We start from the raw sequence: 19964 nt of genomic DNA, 5'->3' as shown, positions 1-19964 counted from the left end.
ACCCGCTGACCGGCACGGGGCCGGGATCCCTCCGGAGAGGGTCCCGGCCCCGGTCCTCAGTCCCGCCGGCGCCCGATCCTGCTGCCCAGCCACACCAGCGGGTCGTACTTGCGGTCCACCGCCCGCTCCTTCAGCGGGATCAGCGCGTTGTCGGTGATTTTGATGCCCTCTGGGCAGACCTCCGTGCAGCACTTGGTGATGTTGCAGTAGCCGAGCCCGTGCTCCTCCTGTGCGGTGCGCTTGCGGTCCAGGCCCGCCTCCGCCGCCGCGTCCAGGGGGTGCATGTCCAGCTCCGCGACCCGCATCAGGAAGCGCGGACCGGCGAAGACGCCCTTGTTCTCCTCGTGGTCGCGCACCACGTGGCAGGTGTCCTGGCACAGGAAACACTCGATGCACTTGCGGAACTCCTGCGAGCGCTCCACGTCGATCTGCTGCATCCGGTACGCGCCCGGGGCCACTCCCTCCGGCGGCACGAAGGCCGGGACCTCCCGCGCCTTCTGGTAGTTGAAGGACACGTCCGTCACCAGGTCGCGGACGACCGGGAAGGCCCGCAGCGGGGTGACCGTGATCGTCTCGGACCGCTCGAAGGTCGACATCCGCGTCATGCACATCAGCCGCGGCCGGCCGTTGACCTCCGCGCTGCACGAGCCGCACTTGCCCGCCTTGCAGTTCCAGCGCACCGCGAGGTCCGAGGCCTGCGTGGCCTGGAGCCGGTGGACGATGTCCAGGACCACCTCCCCGTCGTGCACCTCGACGGTGAAGTCGCGCAGCTCCCCGCCCTCCGCGTCGCCCCGCCAGATCCGGAAGCTCGCGTCGTACGTACTCATTCGTACAGCTCCTCTTCGGCGAGGTACTTGACCAGCTCTTCCTTCTCGAAGAGCGCGAGCAGGTCGGGACGGATGGGCTCGGTGTGCGTGCGTACGAGGGCGATCCGGTCGGCTGCCGGGTCCGCCGGGGGCGGGTCGACGGGGCGGCACAGCAGGTTCACCGGGCGCCAGGCGCGCTCCATCGACGGGCAGTCCTCGCGGGTGTGCCCGCCCCGGCTCTCGGTGCGCTCCAGGGCGGCGCGCGCCACGCACTCGCTGACCAGCAGCATGTTCCGCAGGTCCAGGGCCAGGTGCCAGCCCGGGTTGAACTGCCGGTGCCCCTCGACCCCGGCCCGGGAGGCCCGTACGCGCAGGACCGCGAGCTTCTCCAGCGCCGCGGCCATCTCGCCCTCGCGCCGGATGATGCCGACGAGGTCGTTCATGGTCGTCTGGAGCTCCTGGTGGAGGGTGTACGGGTTCTCCGCGCCCTCGGCGGCGTGGAAGGGGGCCAGCGCCTCCGCGGCCGCCGCGTCGATCTCCGCCTGGGAGACCGCCGGGCGCTCCCCGGTGGCCGTGGCGTGCTCCGCCGCGTGCAGTCCGGCCCGCCGCCCGAAGACCAGCAGGTCGGACAGGGAGTTCCCGCCGAGCCGGTTCGAGCCGTGCATTCCGCCCGCGACCTCGCCCGCGGCGAACAGCCCCGGCACCCCGACGGTGGCCGCCGTCTCGGAGTCGACCGCGATCCCGCCCATCACGTAGTGGCAGGTGGGGCCCACCTCCATCGGCTCCGCCGTGATGTCCACGTCCGCCAGCTCCTTGAACTGGTGGTACATCGACGGGAGCCGCCGCCTGATCCGCTCGGCGGGCATCCGGGTGGACACGTCGAGGAAGACCCCGCCGTGCGGGGAGCCGCGGCCGGCCTTCACCTCGGAGTTGATGGCCCGCGCCACCTCGTCGCGCGGCAGCAGCTCGGGCGGGCGCCGGTTGTGGTCCGGGTCCTCGTACCAGCGGTCGCCCTCCGCCTCCGACTCGGCGTACTTCTCCTTGAAGACGTCGGGCACGTAGTCGAACATGAACCGCTTGCCCTCGGAGTTGCGCAGCACCCCGCCGTCGCCGCGCACCGACTCGGTGACGAGGATGCCCTTCACCGACGGGGGCCAGACCATGCCGGTCGGGTGGAACTGAACGAACTCCATGTTGAGCAGGGGCGCGCCCGCGAGCAGGGCCAGCGCGTGGCCGTCGCCGGTGTACTCCCACGAATTCGACGTGGTCTTGAAGGACTTGCCGATCCCGCCCGTGGCCAGCACCACGGCCGGGGCCTCCAGGACGAAGAAGCGGCCGGACTCGCGTTCGTAGCAGAAGGTCCCCGAGACCCGCTGCCCGTCCTTGAGCACGCGCGTGACCGTGCACTCCTGGAAGACCTTGAGCCGCGCCTCGTAGTCCCCGTACTCCTTGAAGTCCTCCTGCTGGAGCGCGACGATCTTCTGCTGGAGGGTGCGGATCAGCTCCAGGCCGGTGCGGTCGCCGACGTGCGCGAGGCGCGGGTACTCGTGGCCGCCGAAGTTGCGCTGGGAGATCTTCCCGTCGGGCGTCCGGTCGAAGAGCGCGCCCCAGGTCTCCAGCTCCCAGACCCGGTCCGGGGCCTCCTTCGCGTGCAGCTCCGCCATCCGCCACTGGTTGAGGAACTTGCCCCCGCGCATGGTGTCGCGGAAGTGCACCTGCCAGTTGTCGCCCTCGTTGACGTTGCCCATGGAGGCGGCGATCCCGCCCTCCGCCATCACCGTGTGGGCCTTGCCGAAGAGGGACTTGCAGATCACGGCCGTACGGGCGCCGCGCTCGCGGGCCTCGATCGCGGCCCGCAGCCCGGCGCCGCCCGCGCCGACCACGACCACGTCCCACTGCTGCCGTTCCACTTGAGCCATCTCAGAAAATCCTCGGGTCGGTGAAGGCGCCGCTGGCCAGCAGGTACACGTAGAAGTCGCACAGGGCGACGCTGATCAGGGAGGCCCACGCCAGCTGCATGTGACGGGTGTTGAGCCGGCTGACCCAGCCCCAGAGCCGGTAGCGGACCGGGTGCTTCGAGAAGTGCTTGAGCCGGCCGCCCATGATGTGGCGGCAGGAGTGGCAGGACAGCGTGTAGGCCCAGATCAGCGTGATGTTGACCAGGAACAGCAGCGTCCCGAGGCCCATGTGGCCCCACTCGTAGTGCTCGTCGCGGAAGGTCAGCACGGTGTCGTAGGTGAGGATGCCCGCGACCGGGACCGCCGCGTAGAAGAAGTACCGGTGGACGTTCTGGAGGATCAGCGGGAAGCGGGTCTCGCCGGTGTACTTCGTGTGCGGTTCGGCGACGGCGCAGGCGGGCGGCGAGGCCCAGAAGCCCCGGTAGTAGGCCTTGCGGTAGTAGTAGCAGGTCAGCCGGAACCCGAGCGGGAAGATCAGGATCAGCAGGGCGGGGGAGAGGCCCCACCAACTGCCGAAGATCTCCCAGTTGGGCCCGCCCTTCATCGGGACGCAGTTCTCCGCGAGGCACGGGGAGTAGAAGGGGGAGACGTACGGGGCCGCGTAGTAGTCGGCGTTCGCGAAGGCCCGCCAGGTCGAGTAGACGATGAAGGCGAGCAGCCCGGCCGCGGTGACGGCGGGGGAAAGCCACCACCGGTCGGTCCGCAGGTGCCGGGCAGCGATCGCGGCCCGGGAGGCGTCGTGGACGCCGCCGGGCCGCTGCTGGGGTGGTTGTGTTCCTGTGGCCAAAGAGGACTCCGGGAGGAGTGATGAGGGGTGGCCCCAGGGGGCCCGGCCGCGAGCGGCCGGGCCGGATGGGGTGTACGGGGGGCTGTGGGGTCGCGTACGCCGGTCAGGGCGCGCGGCGGTCGCGGGCGCCGAGGCCCTCGTCGTCCGAGTCGGTCCACAGCGAGCTGTCGTACGGGGTGTCCGGGACCGTCACCATCCGGGACGGTTCCGGCGGGGACGCCGGCGTCGAGCTCCCGGGCTTCTGCCGCCCGGCCCGCTGCTCCAGCTGCTCGACCTTGCGGGTGAGCTCGTCGAGGTTTCGCCGTACGGCACTCAGATCGTCTTGCAGGGACATGATTTGCCCTCACTTCCGCCATGGTGCGGTGGCAACGCTCATGTGCGCCTGCGAGTGTCGCGCTTCCCGTCCCCCGTTGTGAAGGGACGTGCAGCGATTGCGGGCGCGCAGGCGCGAACTGTGCGCCCCTCCCTGCCCCCCATTCTCATCCCTCTCCCGGGGGAACGCCCCTTCGGCACGCAAGCCGGATTGGTCCGCACGGGTGGGGTTCGCGGCGTGGCGAGAGGCGGCTGCGAAGGGTGCGGCGGACCGTCGATTTCAGTGGGATCCGGCAACCGGTGTGATCAGCTCCATATACCGCCGAACGTGATCATGCTTCCCCCACGCCCCGCCCCGGAGGTACCACCCATGTCCCAGCGCAGGCGCAGGTCCTTGGCGCTCCTGACCTCGGGAGTCCTCGCACTGCCGCTCCTCACGGGCTGCGGCGCGGGTGAAGACGAGGGCGGCCCCGTCGCCGCAGGACAGGACATCGCCACGACCGCCCGCGAGAAGGTCGCGGACGGGGGTGTGCTGCGCTGGGCCGTCGACACCCTGCCGGACACCCTGAACACCTTCCAGGCCGACGCGGACGCCACCACCACCCGTATCGCCGGGGCCGTGCTGCCGCAGCTGTTCGTGCTGGACGCCAAGGGCCGGCCCGTGGTCAATCCCGATTACCTGGAGAAGGCCGAGATCGTCGAGCGGGAGCCCAAGCAGGTCGTCCTTTACAAGCTGAACCAGCAGGCGGTGTGGAGCGACGGGCGCGAGATCGGCGCCGCCGATTTCGTGGCGCAGTGGCGGGCCCTGAACGGCAAGGACTCGGCGTACTGGACGGCGCGCAACGCCGGCTACGAGCGGATCGAGAAGATCGAGAAGGGAAAGACCGACCTGGAGGTCAGGGTCACCTTCGCCAAGCCGTACGCCGACTGGCGCTCCCTGTTCAGCCCGCTCTACCCGAAGCAGGTCACCGGCACCCCCGACGCCTTCAACGAGGGCGCCCGCGGCGCCCTGAAGGTCACCGCCGGCCCCTTCGCCCTCGGCGCGATCGACAAGAAGACCGGCACCGCGGCCCTCACCCGCAATCCGCGCTGGTGGGGGCGGCAGGCCAAGCTGGACACGCTGGTCCTGACGGCGGTGCCCCGGGCGGAGCGTCCGGCGGCGCTGGCCGCCGGGAAGCTCGATCTGGCCGAGATCGACCGCACCGGGGCCGACCGGATCGCCCTGGCCCGCCGGGACGCCGCAGCCAAGGGCGCCGCCGGCAAGGGCGGCGCGGGCTCGGGCGGCGCCCCGGCGCACGGCCCGGGAGCCGCGCTGACCCCGGCGCAGGCCACGCTGTCGTGGGCGGTCGCCTTCGGGGCGGACGAGGACAAGGCCACGGCGGAGAAGGAGAGCCGCGACAAGCACGTCGCGGCGGTGAAACGGTACGCCGACGAGCAGACGGCCCTGCGGAACTTCACCGTCCGCAAGTCCCTGGAGCCCGCCTACACCCAGCTCGCGATGAACGGGGCCTCGGGCCCGCTGGCGGACGAGCGGGTGCGCCGGGCGATCGCCCGGGCGCTGGACCGCAAGGCGCTGGCCGAGCTCGTGCTCAAGCCGCTCGGCCTGCCCGCGCAGCCGGTCGGCAGCCACGTGGCGCTCGCCGGGCAGCGGGCGTACGCCGACAACAGCGACGCCCTCGGCGGCCAGGACACCCAGGCGGCCCAGGCCCTCCTCGCGGACGCGGGCTGGCGCCGGGACGGCAAGATCACCGAGCCGGCGGGGGCCAAGGCCGGTCCGGAGAGCGCGCCGCAGGACGACGGGAAGACCCCGTCGGGCCCGGGCACCGGAAACGACGGGCTCTACATCGTGGGCCAGGACGACGAGGCCAACGGCGACCTGCGCTCGGCCGCGGGGCAGCGTCCGCAGGCCCGTCCGGGCGCGCGCGGCGAGCGCCCCCTCGCCGCGGCCCCGGAGGGTGCGCAGGACCGGACCTCCCCGGTGCTGGCCCCCGCCCCCTTCGGCGCCCAGCAGGAGGCTTCCCTCCTCGCCCAGGCCGCCCGGGTGGCGCCCGTCGACGACGGCAAGCGCAGCGCGGCCCGCGACGGCGACGCGGCGGATCCCGCCAAGGCCTCCCCGGCCCCGGCCAAGCAGGCCACCCGCACCTCCGGCGCCATGCTCGCCAAGGACGGCAAGGCGCTCACCCTGCGCTTCGTCCTCCCGTCCGGTCCCGGCTCGGAGTCCCTGCGCACGGTCGGCGAGCGGATCGCCCAGATGCTGAAGAAGCTCGGCGTGAACACCGAGACGACCAAGGTGGCCGACGACAGCTTCTTCAAGGACCACATCGCCTCGGGCCAGTACGACCTGGCCCTCTACTCCTGGCCCGCGACCGCCTACCCCGCGACCGACGCCCGGCCCATCTTCGCCAAGCCGGAGCCCGCCGCGGACGGCTCGCTCCTCGTCGAACAGAACTACACACGGGTCGGCACCGATCACATCGACCAGCTCTTCGACCAGGCGGTCGGCGAGCTGGACGAGGACCAGTCCCGCGAGCTGATCCGCAAGGCGGACGCCCGGATCTGGGCCGCCGCCGGCTCCATCCCGCTCTACCAGCGCCCGGAGCTGGTGGCCGTCAAGCCGGGCCTGGCCAACGCCGGCGCCTTCGGCCTCGGCACCCCCCGCTACCAGGACATCGGTTGGAAGAAGCCGCCGACCGCCAAGGACAAGAAGAAGTAGCGTGGGCGAAGAAGTGGTGACAAAGGGGTGCCTGTCAGGTTGACCCGCGGGTAGCAAGCTCAGATGTGACTCAAGTCCCTTGCCCGCCGGATCTCCGGCGGGCAAGGTCGTGCCATACCCATTGACCCGGCCGTTGACCCGCATGATTACCGGCAGGATGGGCGGCCGGGGCACCCCACGCAGCACTCGGCAGCGCTCATTCATCCGGCCTCTTGACAGACCCCCCGGCAGGCGGTTCCCGCCACGCGACGTACCATGGGGTAAGGCCGTGGCAGGTTTTCGCCCGGCCGAGGCGCGCGTGCCAGGCCGTACGCGACGCCATCCACGATCCCGGGAGAAGCGCCGAAGTGCCCACGCGCCACGACATCCGTAACGTCGCCATCGTCGCCCACGTCGACCATGGCAAGACGACCATCGTCGATGCCATGCTCAAGCAGGCCGGTGCCTTCGCCGCCCACCAGCACCTCGACGACCGCATGATGGACTCGAACGACCTGGAGCGTGAGAAGGGCATCACGATCCTCGCCAAGAACACGGCGGTGAAGTATCACCCCAAGGACGGCGGGGCCCCGATCACGATCAACATCATCGACACCCCCGGCCACGCCGACTTCGGTGGTGAGGTCGAGCGCGGTCTGTCGATGGTGGACGCCGTCGTTCTGCTGGTGGACGCCTCCGAGGGTCCGCTGCCCCAGACCCGCTTCGTCCTGCGCAAGGCTCTGCAGGCGAAGATGCCGGTCATCCTCTGCATCAACAAGACCGACCGTCCGGACTCCCGGATCGACGAGGTCGTCAACGAGACGTACGACCTCTTCCTCGACCTGGACGCGGACGAGGACCAGATCGAGTTCCCGATCGTCTACGCCTGCGGCCGTGACGGCGTCGCCTCGCTGACCAAGCCCGAGGACGGCACCGTCCCCGCGGACAGCGAGAACCTGGAGCCGTTCTTCTCCACCATCCTGGAGCACGTCCCGGCCCCGGTGTACGACGAGGAGGCCCCCCTCCAGGCGCACGTCACCAACCTGGACGCCGACAACTTCCTCGGCCGCATCGCGCTGCTCCGCGTCGAGCAGGGCGAGCTGCGCAAGGGCCAGACCGTCGCGTGGATCAAGCGTGACGGCACGATGTCCAACGTCCGCATCACCGAGCTGATGATGACCGAGGCGCTCACCCGCAAGCCGGCCGAGGTGGCGGGCCCGGGTGACATCTGCGCGGTCGCCGGTATCCCCGACATCATGATCGGCGAGACCCTGGCCGACCCGGAGAACCCGATCGCGCTCCCGCTGATCTCGGTCGACGAGCCGGCGATCTCCATGACCATCGGTACGAACACCTCCCCGATGGTCGGCCGCGGCGGCAGCGGCAAGGGCGCGGACGCCAAGTCCGCGGTCAAGGACCGCAAGGTCACCGCCCGCCAGGTCAAGGACCGTCTGGACCGCGAGCTGGTCGGTAACGTCTCGCTCCGCGTCCTCGACACCGAGCGCCCGGACGCCTGGGAGGTCCAGGGCCGCGGTGAGCTCGCGCTCGCCATCCTGGTCGAGCAGATGCGCCGCGAGGGCTTCGAGCTGACCATCGGCAAGCCGCAGGTCGTCACGCAGGAGATCGACGGCAAGGTCCACGAGCCGGTCGAGCGCATGACGATCGACGTTCCCGAGGAGCACATGGGCGCGGTCACGCAGCTCATGGGCGTCCGCAAGGGCCGCATGGACAACATGTCGAACCACGGCTCCGGCTGGGTCCGCATGGAGTTCGTCGTCCCGTCGCGCGGCCTCATCGGCTTCCGTACCGAGTTCCTGACCGGTACGCGCGGCACCGGCATCGCCCACTCGATCCACGAGGGCCACGAGCCGTGGTTCGGCCCGCTGGTGACCCGTAACAACGGTTCGCTGGTCGCCGACCGCGCCGGCTCGGTCACGCCGTTCGCGATGATCAACCTGCAGGAGCGCGGCGTCCTGTTCACCGACCCCGGCACCGAGGTGTACGAGGGCATGATCGTCGGCGAGAACTCGCGCTCCGACGACATGGACGTGAACATCACCAAGGAGAAGAAGCTCACCAACATGCGTGCGGCTTCCGCGGACAACACGGAGAACGTGATTCCGCCCCGCAAGCTCTCCCTGGAGCAGTCCCTGGAGTTCTGCCGCGACGACGAGTGCGTCGAGGTGACCCCGGAGGCCGTCCGCATCCGCAAGGTCGTGCTGGACCAGAAGGACCGCTCGCGCACCGCGTCGCGCGCCAAGTCCGCCAAGTAGCAGTAGAGGCCGTACGCAGCAGGGCGGTTGTGCCGCCCGTCCCGGGTTTGCTCGGGCGGGTGGCCCCGTCGTGGGCGGTCGGTCGCAGTACCCCGGATATGCAGCAGCCCCTCTCGTCACGGAGTCCGTGAAGGGAGGGGCTGTTCGCTTTTGTCAAGCGGATTTTTGCGTTCTGGTGTCCGCATACCGACCGTGACACTCCGGAAGATGAGCTAACCGTCCGTTTCGCACGTGTCTGTCTCCTATCCGTTTGTCCGGATTTCGGGTTTCTGCCGCGGATCGATGTTGTGAAAACGAGACCACCCAAGTGTGGTTTACGGCCTGGCAGTCCCTGAGGATGGCTCCATTGAGCTCGGGTCAATGGGTCACGCGCTGTGGGGAGCGCGCCGACTCACGAGCACACTATGGGCAGGAAATCGCTCGCCGTCAGGGGTGTCGGCGAGGTTTTTTTGCCCCTCAAGTCGATCAGTGGACTCATGAGGAGGAAACCCATGCGCGGTGCCAAGAGCGCCAAGTGGGTCGTGGGCGCGGTTGTCGTCGCCCTGGCCGCTACTGCCTGTGGCGGCGGTGACGGTGACAGCAAGGACAAGGGTGCAGCCGGGGGTGGCACGTTCCGCCTGGGCAGCACCGAGCCGGACACCATCGACCCGGGGCGTGCCCACGAGTCCACGGGCATCCTGCTGGCCAACGCCCTGTTCACCGGCCTGTACTCGAACACGCCGGACGGCCTGGCCGAGCCGGCGCTCGCCGAGTCGGCGAGTTCGGACGAGGGTTGCACGTCCTGGACCTTCAAGCTGAAGCCGGACACCAAGTTCTCCAACGGCGAGGTCGTGGACGCCGAGGCGTTCTCCCGTGGCTGGGCCCGTGCCGCGCACAAGGCCGCCGCGTCCGACGTCGCGTACCACTTCGCCGGCATCAAGGGCTACGCGGAGCTGCAGGACGGCTCGGCCAAGACCTTCTCCGGCGTCACCGCCCCGGACGCGCACACCATCAAGGTGGACCTGTCCAAGGCGGACTGCGAGTTCGTCCTGAAGACGGCGCACGCCGCCTACAGCCCGGTCCCGAAGTCGGCCAAGGTCGGCGAAGAGGACAAGGCGTTCGGCGAGGCCCCCATCGGTAACGGTCCGTTCAAGATGGACGGCACCTGGGAGCACAACAAGGCGATCAACCTCGTCCGCAACGACGAGTACTCGCTGACCAAGGCCTCCCTCCAGAAGGTCCAGGTCACGCTCCTCAACGACAAGACCGCGCACCAGCTCGAGTACGACGGCTTCCAGGCCGGCACCTTCGACTACGCGCACATCCCCGTGCCGATGCTCAAGGTCGCCGAGGCGAAGTACAAGCCGCAGAACAAGTGGTTCGCCAAGGACACCAACGGCATGGACTTCGTCCTGCCGATCGGTGACAACGGTCCGACCAACTCCAAGGACGCCCGTCTGGCGATCTCCTACGCGATCGACCGTCAGGCCATCGCCAAGGGTGTCTTCCAGGGCTACAAGACCCCGTCGACCACCATCGTGCCGCCGGCGTTCCCGAAGGCGTACCAGAAGGACCTGTGCGTCTCCTGCATCAAGCAGGACCCCGCCAAGGCCAAGGAGCACGCCGAGAAGGCGGGCCTGAAGCCGGGCACCGAGCTCAAGTTCAGCTTCAACACCGGTGCGGGTCACGAAGAGTGGGTCCAGGCCGCCGCGAAGCAGATCGAGGACGTCCTCGGCCTCAAGGTCAAGCTGGACGGCAAGGACTTCCCGGGCATGCTCAAGGAGCAGCAGGGTTCCCAGGCCACCGGCGTCTACCGCTTCGCGTGGGGCGCGGACTACCCGACTCCGGAGAACTTCCTCTTCCCGCTCCTGCACTCGTCTTCCATGGCGAAGGACGCTGAGGGCAACGTGACCGGTGACAACCGCGTCCGTTACAACAACCCGGAGTTCGACAAGCTGATCGACACGGCCCGCGCCACCAAGGACGAGGCCGCTCGCATCAAGATGTACCAGCAGGCCGAGAAGATGGCCATGGACGACATGGCGCTCATCCCGACCTTCAACCGTTCCCAGTTCCGCCTGATGGCGACCGACAAGTTCAACGGTCTGGACGACATCAACTTCAACGAGGACCCGATCCTCGAGAAGATCTCGATCAAGAAGTAATCGGTTCGGACGGTATATCCGTCAGGAGCGAACGTGCCGCGGCCCCCGGGTGACCGGTGGGCCGCGGCCCCGCTCGGCAGGCCGTTTTCACTTCGGCACCCCTCACATCCGCGGGCAACCCCCGCAGGCCGAGAGCCGGCCCGTTCCTTGGGCCGGAGGCCGCTGCTCCCAGAAGCGGCCAGGTAGAGAGGCAAAACATGGGAAGGTACGTCGCCCGTCGCCTCGGGCAGATGGTCATAGTCCTCATCGGCGCGACCATGGTTCTGTTCGCGTGTCTGTTCGTACTCCCCGGCGATCCCGTGGGTTCGATCGCGGGCAGTGACAAGGCACGCGACCCCGCAGTGGTCGCGGAACTCAAGGCGCGTTACGGGCTCGACAAGTCGCTGCCCGAGCAGTACGTGAACTACGTTGCGAAGGTTGCCACCGGCGACCTCGGCGAGGACTTCGTGCAGCGCCGCGAGGTTTCCGAGATCCTCGCCCCCAAGCTTCAGAACACGGCGAAGCTGGCCATCCTGGCCATCGCGCTCGTCACCGTGTTCGGTATGGGCGTGGGCATCATCGCCGCGCTCTACAGATACAGCATTCTCGACATGGCCACGACATTTTTTACGACGATGGCGGTCGGCTTCCCCACCTTCGTGATCGGCATGCTGCTCATGAAGTACTTCGCGGTGGAGCTCCAGTGGTTCCCGCAGCTGGGCGGCGACAAGCTCATCGGCATGGTCCTTCCCGCGATCACCCTCGCGATCACCGACATCGCCTTCGTCGCACGCCTCACCCGCGGCACGATGCTCGAGGTGCTGCGGGCGGACTACGTCAAGACGGCCGTGGCCAAGGGGCTTCCGCGACGCCGCGTGCTGTTCAAGCACGTGCTGCGCAACTCGTCCATTCCCGTGGTCACTTACCTGGGCATTTCGTTCGGCGGACTCCTCGGTGGTGCGCTCATCACTGAGGCGATCTTCAACTGGGACGGTGTCGGTCTGGCACTGGTTCAGGCGATTCAGCAGCAGAACAACCCGATCGTGATCGGTGTCGTGACCTACAGCGTCGCGATCTTCGTCGTCCTCAGCCTCATCGTGGACCTGCTGTACGCGGCCCTCGACCCGCGTATCCGCCTCAGCTGACCGCCCCCAAGGAGGATTTCCTCATGTCTGAGCTCGCAACGAGCCCGGCGATCGGGGACGAGAACCCCGTGTCGTCCGCTTCGGCCCCGGCCGAACCCGCACCCAAGCAACTGAGCCAGTGGGGCGAGATCCGTCACCGCTACGTCCAGAACAAGCTGGCCGTCGTCGGTCTCGTGATCATCTCCCTGCTGTTCCTGACGGCGATCTTCGGCGACATGCTCGCCCCGTTCGACCCGACCGCCCAGGACCTCGAGAACACCCTCGCCTCACCCAACGGCACGCACTGGATGGGCACCGACGCCCTGGGCCGCGACATGTTCTCGCGCCTCATAGCCGGTACCCGCGTCGCCATGTTCGTCGGCCTCGCCTCGATCTTCTTCGCGGTGCTGATCGGTGTCGCCCTCGGCGCCATCGCCGGCTACTTCGCCGGCTTCGCCGACACCCTGGTCATGCGCATCGCGGACGTGTTCCTCGCGTTCCCGCTCATGATCGGTGCCGTCGTCATCATCCTGGTCACCGGCCGTGGCATCACCCCGGTGGTCATCTCGCTGGCCATCTTCTCCTGGGCCACCGTTTCCAGGCTCCTGCGCAGCTCGATCCTGTCGGTGCGCGAGATGGACTACGTCCACGCGGCCAAGGCGCTCGGCGCCGGCGGCTGGCGCGTCGTCCGCACGCACATCCTGCCGAACTCGCTGACCGCCGTTCTGGTCTACGCGACCTTCAACGTCGGCACCACGATCGTCGGCGTCGCGGCCCTCTCCTTCCTCGGCGCCGGCGTGCCCGTCGACGTCCCGGAGTGGGGCAACATGCTGGCGGCCGGTCAGGCCTTCATCGGCGTCAACGACTACCTCTGGGTGTTCCCCAGCATGTTCGTCGTCGTCACCGTGCTCGGCTTCGCCTTCGTCGGCGACGGCCTGCGTGACGCGCTCGACCCGAAGCTCCGGTAGGGCCGCGCGATGCCCCGAGACAACATCAGCAAGCAGGACGAAGGTGGCGGCGTGACGACGTCGGAGATTCTCAGCGTTGCGGAGACGGGTGGCGGGTCCGCCGTGCCGCTGCTGGAGGTGGACAACCTCCAGGTCGAGTTCAAGACCCGTGACGGGGTCGCCAAGGCCGTCAACGGCGTGAGCTACAGCGTCAACGCCGGCGAGACCCTCGCCGTGCTCGGCGAGTCCGGCTCCGGCAAGTCGGTCACCGCACAGGCGATCATGGGCATTCTCGACAGCCCGCCCGGACGGATCGCCGGCGGCGAGGTGCGCTTCCACGGCAAGGACATCCTCAAGATGTCCGACGAGGAGCGCCGCAAGCTCCGCGGCAACAAGATGGCGATGATCTTCCAGGACGCGCTGTCCTCCCTGAACCCGGTCTACTCGGTGGGCGACCAGCTCGGCGAGATGTTCCGGGTCCACCGCGGCATGTCCAAGAAGGACTCGAAGGTCAAGGCCGTCGAGCTCATGGACCGCGTGAAGATCCCCGCCGCCAAGGCGCGCGTGGGCGACTACCCGCACCAGTTCTCCGGCGGTATGCGCCAGCGCATCATGATCGCCATGGCGCTGGCCCTGGAGCCGGACCTGATCATCGCCGACGAGCCCACCACGGCTCTCGACGTGACGGTCCAGGCGCAGGTCATGGACCTGCTCGCGGAGCTCCAGCGCGAGATGAACATGGGCCTGATCCTGATCACCCACGACCTCGGCGTCGTCGCCGACGTCGCGGACAAGATCGCGGTCATGTACGCGGGCCGGATCGTCGAGACCGCTCCGGTCCACGAGATCTACAAGCGCCCGTCCCACCCGTACACCCGCGGCCTGCTCGACTCGATCCCGCGCCTGGACCAGAAGGGCCAGGAGCTCTACGCGATCAAGGGTCTGCCGCCCAACCTGCTCCGCATTCCCGCGGGCTGCGCCTTCAGCCCCCGCTGTCCCAAGGCGCAGGACATCTGCCGTACGGAGATCCCCGTACTGCACCCCGTCACCGAGCAGGACGGCACCGAACTGCCCGGCCGCGGCAGCGCGTGCCACTTCTGGAAGGAGCAGATCCATGGCTGAGCTCACCAAGAACGCCACCGAGCGCGAGCCGATCCTCCAGGTCCGCAACCTGGTCAAGCACTTCCCGCTGACCCAGGGCATCCTGTTCAAGAAGCAGGTCGGCGCGGTCAAGGCGGTCGACGGGATCTCCTTCGACCTCTACCAGGGCGAGACCCTCGGTATCGTCGGCGAGTCCGGCTGTGGCAAGTCCACGGTCGCCAAGCTCCTGATGAACCTGGAGCGGGCCACCTCCGGCCAGGTGCTCTACAAGGGCGAGGACATCAGCCGGCTGTCCGGCAAGGCCCTCAAGGCCGTCCGCCGCAACATCCAGATGGTGTTCCAGGACCCGTACACCTCGCTGAACCCGCGCATGACGGTCGGCGACATCATCGGGGAGCCCTTCGAGATCCACCCCGAGGTGGCTCCCAAGGGCGACCGGCGCCGCAAGGTCCAGGAGCTCCTGGACGTCGTGGGCCTGAACCCGGAGTACATCAACCGGTACCCGCACCAGTTCTCCGGCGGTCAGCGCCAGCGCATCGGCATCGCCCGCGGCCTGGCCCTGCAGCCCGAGATCATCATCTGCGACGAGCCGGTCTCCGCGCTCGACGTGTCGGTGCAGGCGCAGGTCATCAACCTGATGGAGAAGCTCCAGGACGAGTTCAACCTCTCCTACCTCTTCATCGCGCACGACCTGTCGATCGTCCGGCACATCTCGGACCGCGTCGGCGTCATGTACCTGGGCAAGATGGCCGAGATCGGCTCCGACGCCCAGATCTACGAGCACCCGACGCACCCGTACACCCAGGCGCTGCTCTCCGCCGTCCCGGTCCCGGACCCGGAGGCCCGCGAGGGCCGCGAGCGCATCATCCTCACCGGTGACGTCCCGTCGCCGGCCAACCCGCCGTCGGGCTGCCGCTTCCGCACCCGCTGCTGGAAGGCCGAGGACAAGTGCTCCACCGAGGAGCCGCTCCTCGCCATCCCGGAGCGCTTCAAGGGCCACACCGGCCCGGCCGCGCACGAGTCGGCGTGCCACTTCGCGGAGGAGAAGGCCATCCTGGCCGTCTGACCTCCGACGGACCGTACGGCCACGGCCGGTCCCCGGTGCTTCGCGCACCGGGGACCGGCCGTTTCCGTACGGGTCCCGGAAACCCGGTTGCGGCTCCGGGAGCGCGGGACGGAGAGTGAGGCAATGATCCTCACCGTACGGCCCGCCGGGCCCGGGGACGCGGCCGACATCTGCGCCCTCCTCAATGCCGTCGACATGATCGAGATCGGCCGCCCGGAGACCGACCTGGGCACCGTCGAATCCGACCTCAACGCCCCCGACGTCGACCTGGCCACGGACTCCTGGCTCGCCTTCGAGGACGGCCGGCTCGTGGCCTACGCCCTCGTCTGGGCGGACTCCGGTCCGGGCCGCGTCGACGGGGACCACTACGTACTGCCCGGCCACGACGAGGCCGCCGTCCTGCTGCTGGAACGCATGGAGGCCAGGGCCCGGGAGCTGACCGCCGGTTCCGGCGTGCTGAGACTCCAGCTCAACGTGGAACCCACCCTCGACCTCTCCCTCCTCACCGCGCGCGGCTACCGCACCATCCGCCGCTACCAGGTCATGACCCGCTCCCTGTCGCCGGCCGCCGACCTCCCGCCGGCCGTCCCTGCCGGGCTCACCCTGCGCCACTGCGCCGACGACGAGGCCGACCGCCGCCGGGCCCACGCCCTGATCGAGGAGACCTTCGCGGCGCACTTCGGCCATGTGGACCGCCCGTACGAGTCCTGGCTGGACCACATCGACGGCCGCAGGCTCGACTGGTCCCTGGTCTGGATCGCGAGCCTGCCCGGCCACGGCGACGCGGCCGTCCTGCTCAGCCGGGACGACCGGACCAGCATGGGCTGGGTCGGCCACATCGGCGTACGCAAGGAGCTGCGCGGCGGCGGCCTCGGCGGCTTCCTGCTGCGCCACTGCTTCGCGGTGTACGCCGCGCGCGGCCGGGACACCGTGGGCCTCGGCGTGGACATCCACAACGAAACGGGCGCACTCGGGCTCTACGAGGCACACGGCATGGGCCTGCACTACGCGGTCGACTCCTGGGAGCTGCCGTTGCACTCGCAGGGGTGACAGGCGCGTGACGCGCGGGTGCAATCGGTCCAACGGGAGTGTGCGGGCCCCCACATAGGGTGACATTGGCCCCTAAGCGAGTCCGGGACCCCCTAGGAGGCACTCCATGCGCGGAGCCACCCACGCCAAGTGGGCCGCATGTGCGGTGGCCGTCGCCCTCGCGGCGACGGCCTGCGGCGGCGGAAGCGACAGCGGCGGAGGCGGTGGCGAGGCCGGGATCGTCAGCTCGTCCTGGGGTGACCCGCAGAACCCGCTGGAGCCCGCCAATACCAACGAGGTGCAGGGCGGCAAGGTTCTCGACATGCTCTTCCGGGGTCTCAAGCGCTACGACCCGAAGACCGGCGAGGCGAACAACATGCTCGCCGAGAAGATCGAGACGACGGACAGCCAGAACTTCACGATCACGCTGAAGGACGGCTGGAAGTTCAGCAACGACGAGCCGGTCACCTCCCAGTCGTTCGTGGACGCCTGGAACTACGGCGCGGACGTGCGCAACAAGCAGAACAACTCGCCGTTCTTCTCCGACATCGTCGGCTACCAGGACGTGCACCCGGCCTCCGGAGAACCGAAGGCGAAGACGATGTCCGGCCTCGTGGTGAAGGACCCCAAGACCTTCACCGTCGCCCTCAAGAACAAGTTCTCCACGTGGCCCGAGACGCTCGGCTACCAGGCGTTCTCCCCGCTGCCCAAGGCCTTCTTCACCGACCACACCGCCTGGCTGAACAAGCCCGTCGGCAACGGCCCGTACACGGTGGACTCGTACACCAAGGGCACCGGTATGAAGCTGCGCAAGTGGGACGCGTACCCCGGTGCGGACAAGGCGCAGAACGGCGGAGTGGACCTGAAGGTCTACACCGACAACAACACCGCCTACACCGACCTGATCTCCGGCAACCTCGACCTCGTCGACGACATCCCGGCGCAGCAGCTGAAGAACGTCAAGAACGACCTCGGCGACCGGTACATCAACCAGCCGGCCCTCATCATCCAGACCCTCACCTTCCCGCTGTACGACGCGCAGTGGAGCAAGCCGGGCACGGAGAAGGTCCGCCAGGGCATCTCCCGGGCGATCAACCGGGACGAGATCACCAAGCAGATCTTCCGCGAGACCCGCACTCCCGCCAAGGACTGGACCTCGCCGGCGCTCGGTGAGAAGGGCGGCTTCTCCGCCACGGTCTGCGGCGACGCCTGCGTCTACGACCCGGCCGAGGCCAAGAAGCTCATCCAGGAGGGCGGCGGGCTCCCCGGGGGCAAGGTCACGCTGACCTCCAACGTGGACACCGGCTCGCACCGCGACTGGATGGACGCCGTCTGCAACAGCGTCAACAACGCGCTGGGCGAGGGCCCGGTGTGCACGGTCAACCCGATCGGCACCTTCGCCGACTTCCGCAACCAGCAGAGCGCGTTCAAGCTGACCGGACCCTTCCGCTCCGGCTGGCAGGCCGACTACCCGCTGATCCAGAACTTCCTCCAGCCGCTCTACTACACGGGCGCCTCCTCCAACTACGGGAAGTTCAGCAACCCGGACTTCGACAAGCTCGTCGACGAGGCCAACCAGGAGAGCGACCAGGCCAAGGCCATCGCGAAGTTCCAGGACTCCGAGAAGATCCTCGCCGAGCAGATGCCGGCCATCCCGCTCTGGTACCAGAACGGCAGCGCGGGCTACGCCGAGCGGCTCTCGGACGTGGCGCTCAACCAGTTCAGCGTCCCGGTGTACGACCAGATCAAGGTCAGCTGACCGACGTTTCGGATCGATCCTGGAGCAGTCCATGGGACGTTATGTGATCCGGCGGCTGCTCCAGATGATCCCGGTGTTCATCGGCAGCACGTTCCTGATCTTCTTCATGGTGTACGCGCTCGGCGATCCGGTCGCGGCCCTCTTCGGCGACAAGGCGCCCGACCCCGCCACCGCCGCGCGCATCCGCAAGGACCTCTACCTCGACCAGCCCCTGTGGAAGCAGTACCTCCACTACATGGGCCAGATCTTCCAGGGCGACTTCGGCACGGCCTTCAACGGCCAGGCCGTCACCGAGCTGATGGCCAGCGCCTTCCCCGTGACCCTGCGCCTGACCATGGTCGCGATCTTCTTCGAGGTCGTCATCGGCATCACCCTCGGCGTGATCAGCGGCCTGCGCCGCGGCAAGACCGTCGACACCTCCGTGCTCGTGGCCACCCTCGTGGTCATCTCGGTGCCCACCTTCGTGACGGGCTACCTGCTCCAGTACCTCTTCGGCGTCAAATGGGGCTGGGTGCGGCCCACCGTCTCCCCGGACGCCCCCCTCAACGAGCTGATCCTGCCCGGCATCGTCCTCGCGCTGGTCTCCCTCGCCTACGTCACCCGGCTGTCGCGCACCTCCATCGCCGAGAACGTCAAAGCCGACTACGTACGCACCGCCGTCGCCAAGGGACTGCCGCGCCGCCGGGTCGTCACCCGCCACCTGCTGCGCAACTCGCTCATCCCCGTCGTCACGTTCATCGGCACCGACATCGGCGCGCTGATGGGCGGCGCCATCGTCACCGAGCGGATCTTCAACATCCACGGCGTCGGCTACCAGCTCTACCAGGGCATCCTGCGCAACAACTCCCCGACGGTGGTCGGCTTCGTGACGATCCTCGTCATCGTCTTCCTGCTGGCGAACCTGCTCGTCGACCTGCTCTACGCGGTCCTGGACCCGAGGATCCGTTATGCCTGAGCCCGAGCCTCCCGAGCGCGCCGAAGGCCCCGGCGGATACGACCCCGTCGGCCCCCGCCGGCACGAGGCGATCTCCCCCACCGGCCAGGGAGGACCCATGGATCTCGCGCTGGAGGAAGCCGAGAGCGTCGAGGGCATCGAGAAGACCGCCGGGCCGACCGGCCCCGGGCCCCGGGAGAAGGCCCGCTCCCTGTGGTCCGACGCCTGGCACCAGCTGCGCCGCAACCCCGTCTTCGTCATCTCCTCGCTGATGATCCTCTTCCTCGTGATCATCTCCATCTGGCCGCAGCTCATCGCGAGCGGCGACCCGCTCCAGTGCGACCTGTCCAAATCGCAGCAGGGCTCCTCCCCGGGCCACCCCTTCGGCTACGACACCCAGGGCTGCGACGTCTACACCCGCACGGTGTACGGGGCGCGTGCCTCCATCACCGTGGGCGTCTGCGCCACGCTCGGCGCCGCCCTGCTCGGCTCCGCGCTCGGCGGGCTCGCCGGATTCTTCGGCGGCTGGGGAGACGCGCTGCTCTCCCGGGTCGCCGACATCTTCTTCGGCATTCCGGTGGTCCTCGGCGGCCTGGTCTTCCTGTCCGTCGTCACCAGCACCACCGTGTGGCCCGTGGTCGGCTTCATCGTGCTCCTCGGCTGGCCGCAGATCGCCCGCATCGCCCGCGGCTCGGTGATCACCGCCAAACAGAACGACTACGTCCAGGCCGCCCGGGCCCTGGGCGCCGGCAACGGCCGGATGATGCTGCGGCACGTGGCGCCCAACGCCGTCGCCCCGGTCATCGTCGTCGCCACCATCGCGCTCGGCACGTACATCGCCCTGGAGGCCACCCTGTCCTTCCTCGGCGTCGGCCTGCGCCCGCCCACCGTCTCCTGGGGCATCGACATCTCCAACGCGGCCTCGCAGATCCGCAACGCCCCGCACATGCTGCTCTGGCCGGCGGGCGCGCTGAGCATCACGGTGCTCGCCTTCATCATGCTCGGCGACGCGGTGCGCGACGCCCTCGACCCCAAGCTGCGCTGAGGAGCCCC

General features: G+C 68.9%; 15 protein-coding genes. 11 read left to right on the top strand and 4 right to left on the bottom strand.

Annotated features, from left to right (window positions below; translation table 11 throughout):
- Positions 1-56: 56 nt before the first annotated feature.
- From RIU97_RS14610 to RIU97_RS14595, 4 genes are all read right to left on the bottom strand, one after another.
- The gene (locus RIU97_RS14610; protein WP_404956875.1) at positions 57-827 is read right to left on the bottom strand and encodes a succinate dehydrogenase/fumarate reductase iron-sulfur subunit; all 771 of its coding nucleotides are present in this window, start codon (positions 825-827) and stop codon (positions 57-59) included.
- Complete coding sequence (locus RIU97_RS14605) at positions 824-2725, bottom strand: fumarate reductase/succinate dehydrogenase flavoprotein subunit (protein WP_404956873.1); 1902 nt, start codon at positions 2723-2725, stop codon at positions 824-826. The genes RIU97_RS14610 and RIU97_RS14605 overlap by 4 nt, the downstream gene beginning before the upstream one ends.
- Before the next feature lies 1 nt (position 2726).
- The gene (locus tag RIU97_RS14600; RefSeq protein WP_404956871.1) at positions 2727-3551 is read right to left on the bottom strand and encodes a hypothetical protein; all 825 of its coding nucleotides are present in this window, start codon (positions 3549-3551) and stop codon (positions 2727-2729) included.
- A 103-nt stretch (positions 3552-3654) separates the two neighbouring features.
- The gene (locus tag RIU97_RS14595; protein WP_361769162.1) at positions 3655-3885 is read right to left on the bottom strand and encodes a hypothetical protein; all 231 of its coding nucleotides are present in this window, start codon (positions 3883-3885) and stop codon (positions 3655-3657) included.
- Between the two features lie 348 nt (positions 3886-4233).
- Between RIU97_RS14595 and RIU97_RS14590 the strand changes: the two genes are divergently transcribed.
- The 11 genes from RIU97_RS14590 (at position 4234) to RIU97_RS14540 (ending at position 19956) form a co-directional block, all read left to right on the top strand.
- Positions 4234-6576, top strand: coding sequence for an ABC transporter family substrate-binding protein (locus tag RIU97_RS14590; protein WP_404956869.1), 2343 nt, complete (start codon positions 4234-4236; stop codon positions 6574-6576).
- Between the two features lie 347 nt (positions 6577-6923).
- Entirely contained in the window at positions 6924-8828 is a 1905-nt protein-coding gene (gene typA, locus RIU97_RS14585; protein WP_365474782.1) for a translational GTPase TypA, read from the top strand.
- A gap of 491 nt (positions 8829-9319) precedes the next feature.
- Complete coding sequence (locus RIU97_RS14580) at positions 9320-10972, top strand: ABC transporter substrate-binding protein (protein WP_404956866.1); 1653 nt, start codon at positions 9320-9322, stop codon at positions 10970-10972.
- 197 nt (positions 10973-11169) lie between these two features.
- Positions 11170-12096: an ABC transporter permease gene (locus RIU97_RS14575; protein ID WP_404956864.1), complete on the top strand. Its 927-nt coding sequence runs from the start codon at positions 11170-11172 to the stop codon at positions 12094-12096.
- 23 nt (positions 12097-12119) lie between these two features.
- A complete protein-coding gene (locus tag RIU97_RS14570; protein ID WP_404956862.1) occupies positions 12120-13043 on the top strand; it encodes an ABC transporter permease in 924 nt (307 codons plus the stop codon).
- A gap of 9 nt (positions 13044-13052) precedes the next feature.
- Entirely contained in the window at positions 13053-14144 is a 1092-nt protein-coding gene (locus RIU97_RS14565; protein ID WP_078893002.1) for an ABC transporter ATP-binding protein, read from the top strand.
- Positions 14137-15189 (top strand): ABC transporter ATP-binding protein, encoded by a 1053-nt coding sequence (locus RIU97_RS14560; protein WP_404956859.1) that lies wholly within the window; start codon positions 14137-14139, stop codon positions 15187-15189. Before RIU97_RS14565 ends, RIU97_RS14560 begins: the two co-directional genes overlap by 8 nt.
- A 123-nt stretch (positions 15190-15312) precedes the next feature.
- A complete protein-coding gene (locus RIU97_RS14555; RefSeq protein ID WP_404956857.1) occupies positions 15313-16239 on the top strand; it encodes a GNAT family N-acetyltransferase in 927 nt (308 codons plus the stop codon).
- A 106-nt stretch (positions 16240-16345) separates the two neighbouring features.
- Positions 16346-17977: an ABC transporter substrate-binding protein gene (locus RIU97_RS14550; RefSeq protein ID WP_404956854.1), complete on the top strand. Its 1632-nt coding sequence runs from the start codon at positions 16346-16348 to the stop codon at positions 17975-17977.
- Between the two features lie 31 nt (positions 17978-18008).
- Entirely contained in the window at positions 18009-18932 is a 924-nt protein-coding gene (locus RIU97_RS14545; RefSeq protein ID WP_404956852.1) for an ABC transporter permease, read from the top strand.
- Entirely contained in the window at positions 18925-19956 is a 1032-nt protein-coding gene (locus RIU97_RS14540; protein WP_404956850.1) for an ABC transporter permease, read from the top strand. The genes RIU97_RS14545 and RIU97_RS14540 overlap by 8 nt, the downstream gene beginning before the upstream one ends.
- Positions 19957-19964: the final 8 nt, after the last annotated feature.

The sequence above is a fragment of the Streptomyces sp. 147326 genome (genome assembly GCF_045000215.1).
Classification (GTDB): domain Bacteria; phylum Actinomycetota; class Actinomycetes; order Streptomycetales; family Streptomycetaceae; genus Streptomyces.
Note: the sequence above shows the minus strand (reverse complement) of the source record. Positions and strands in the feature narration are given on the sequence as shown.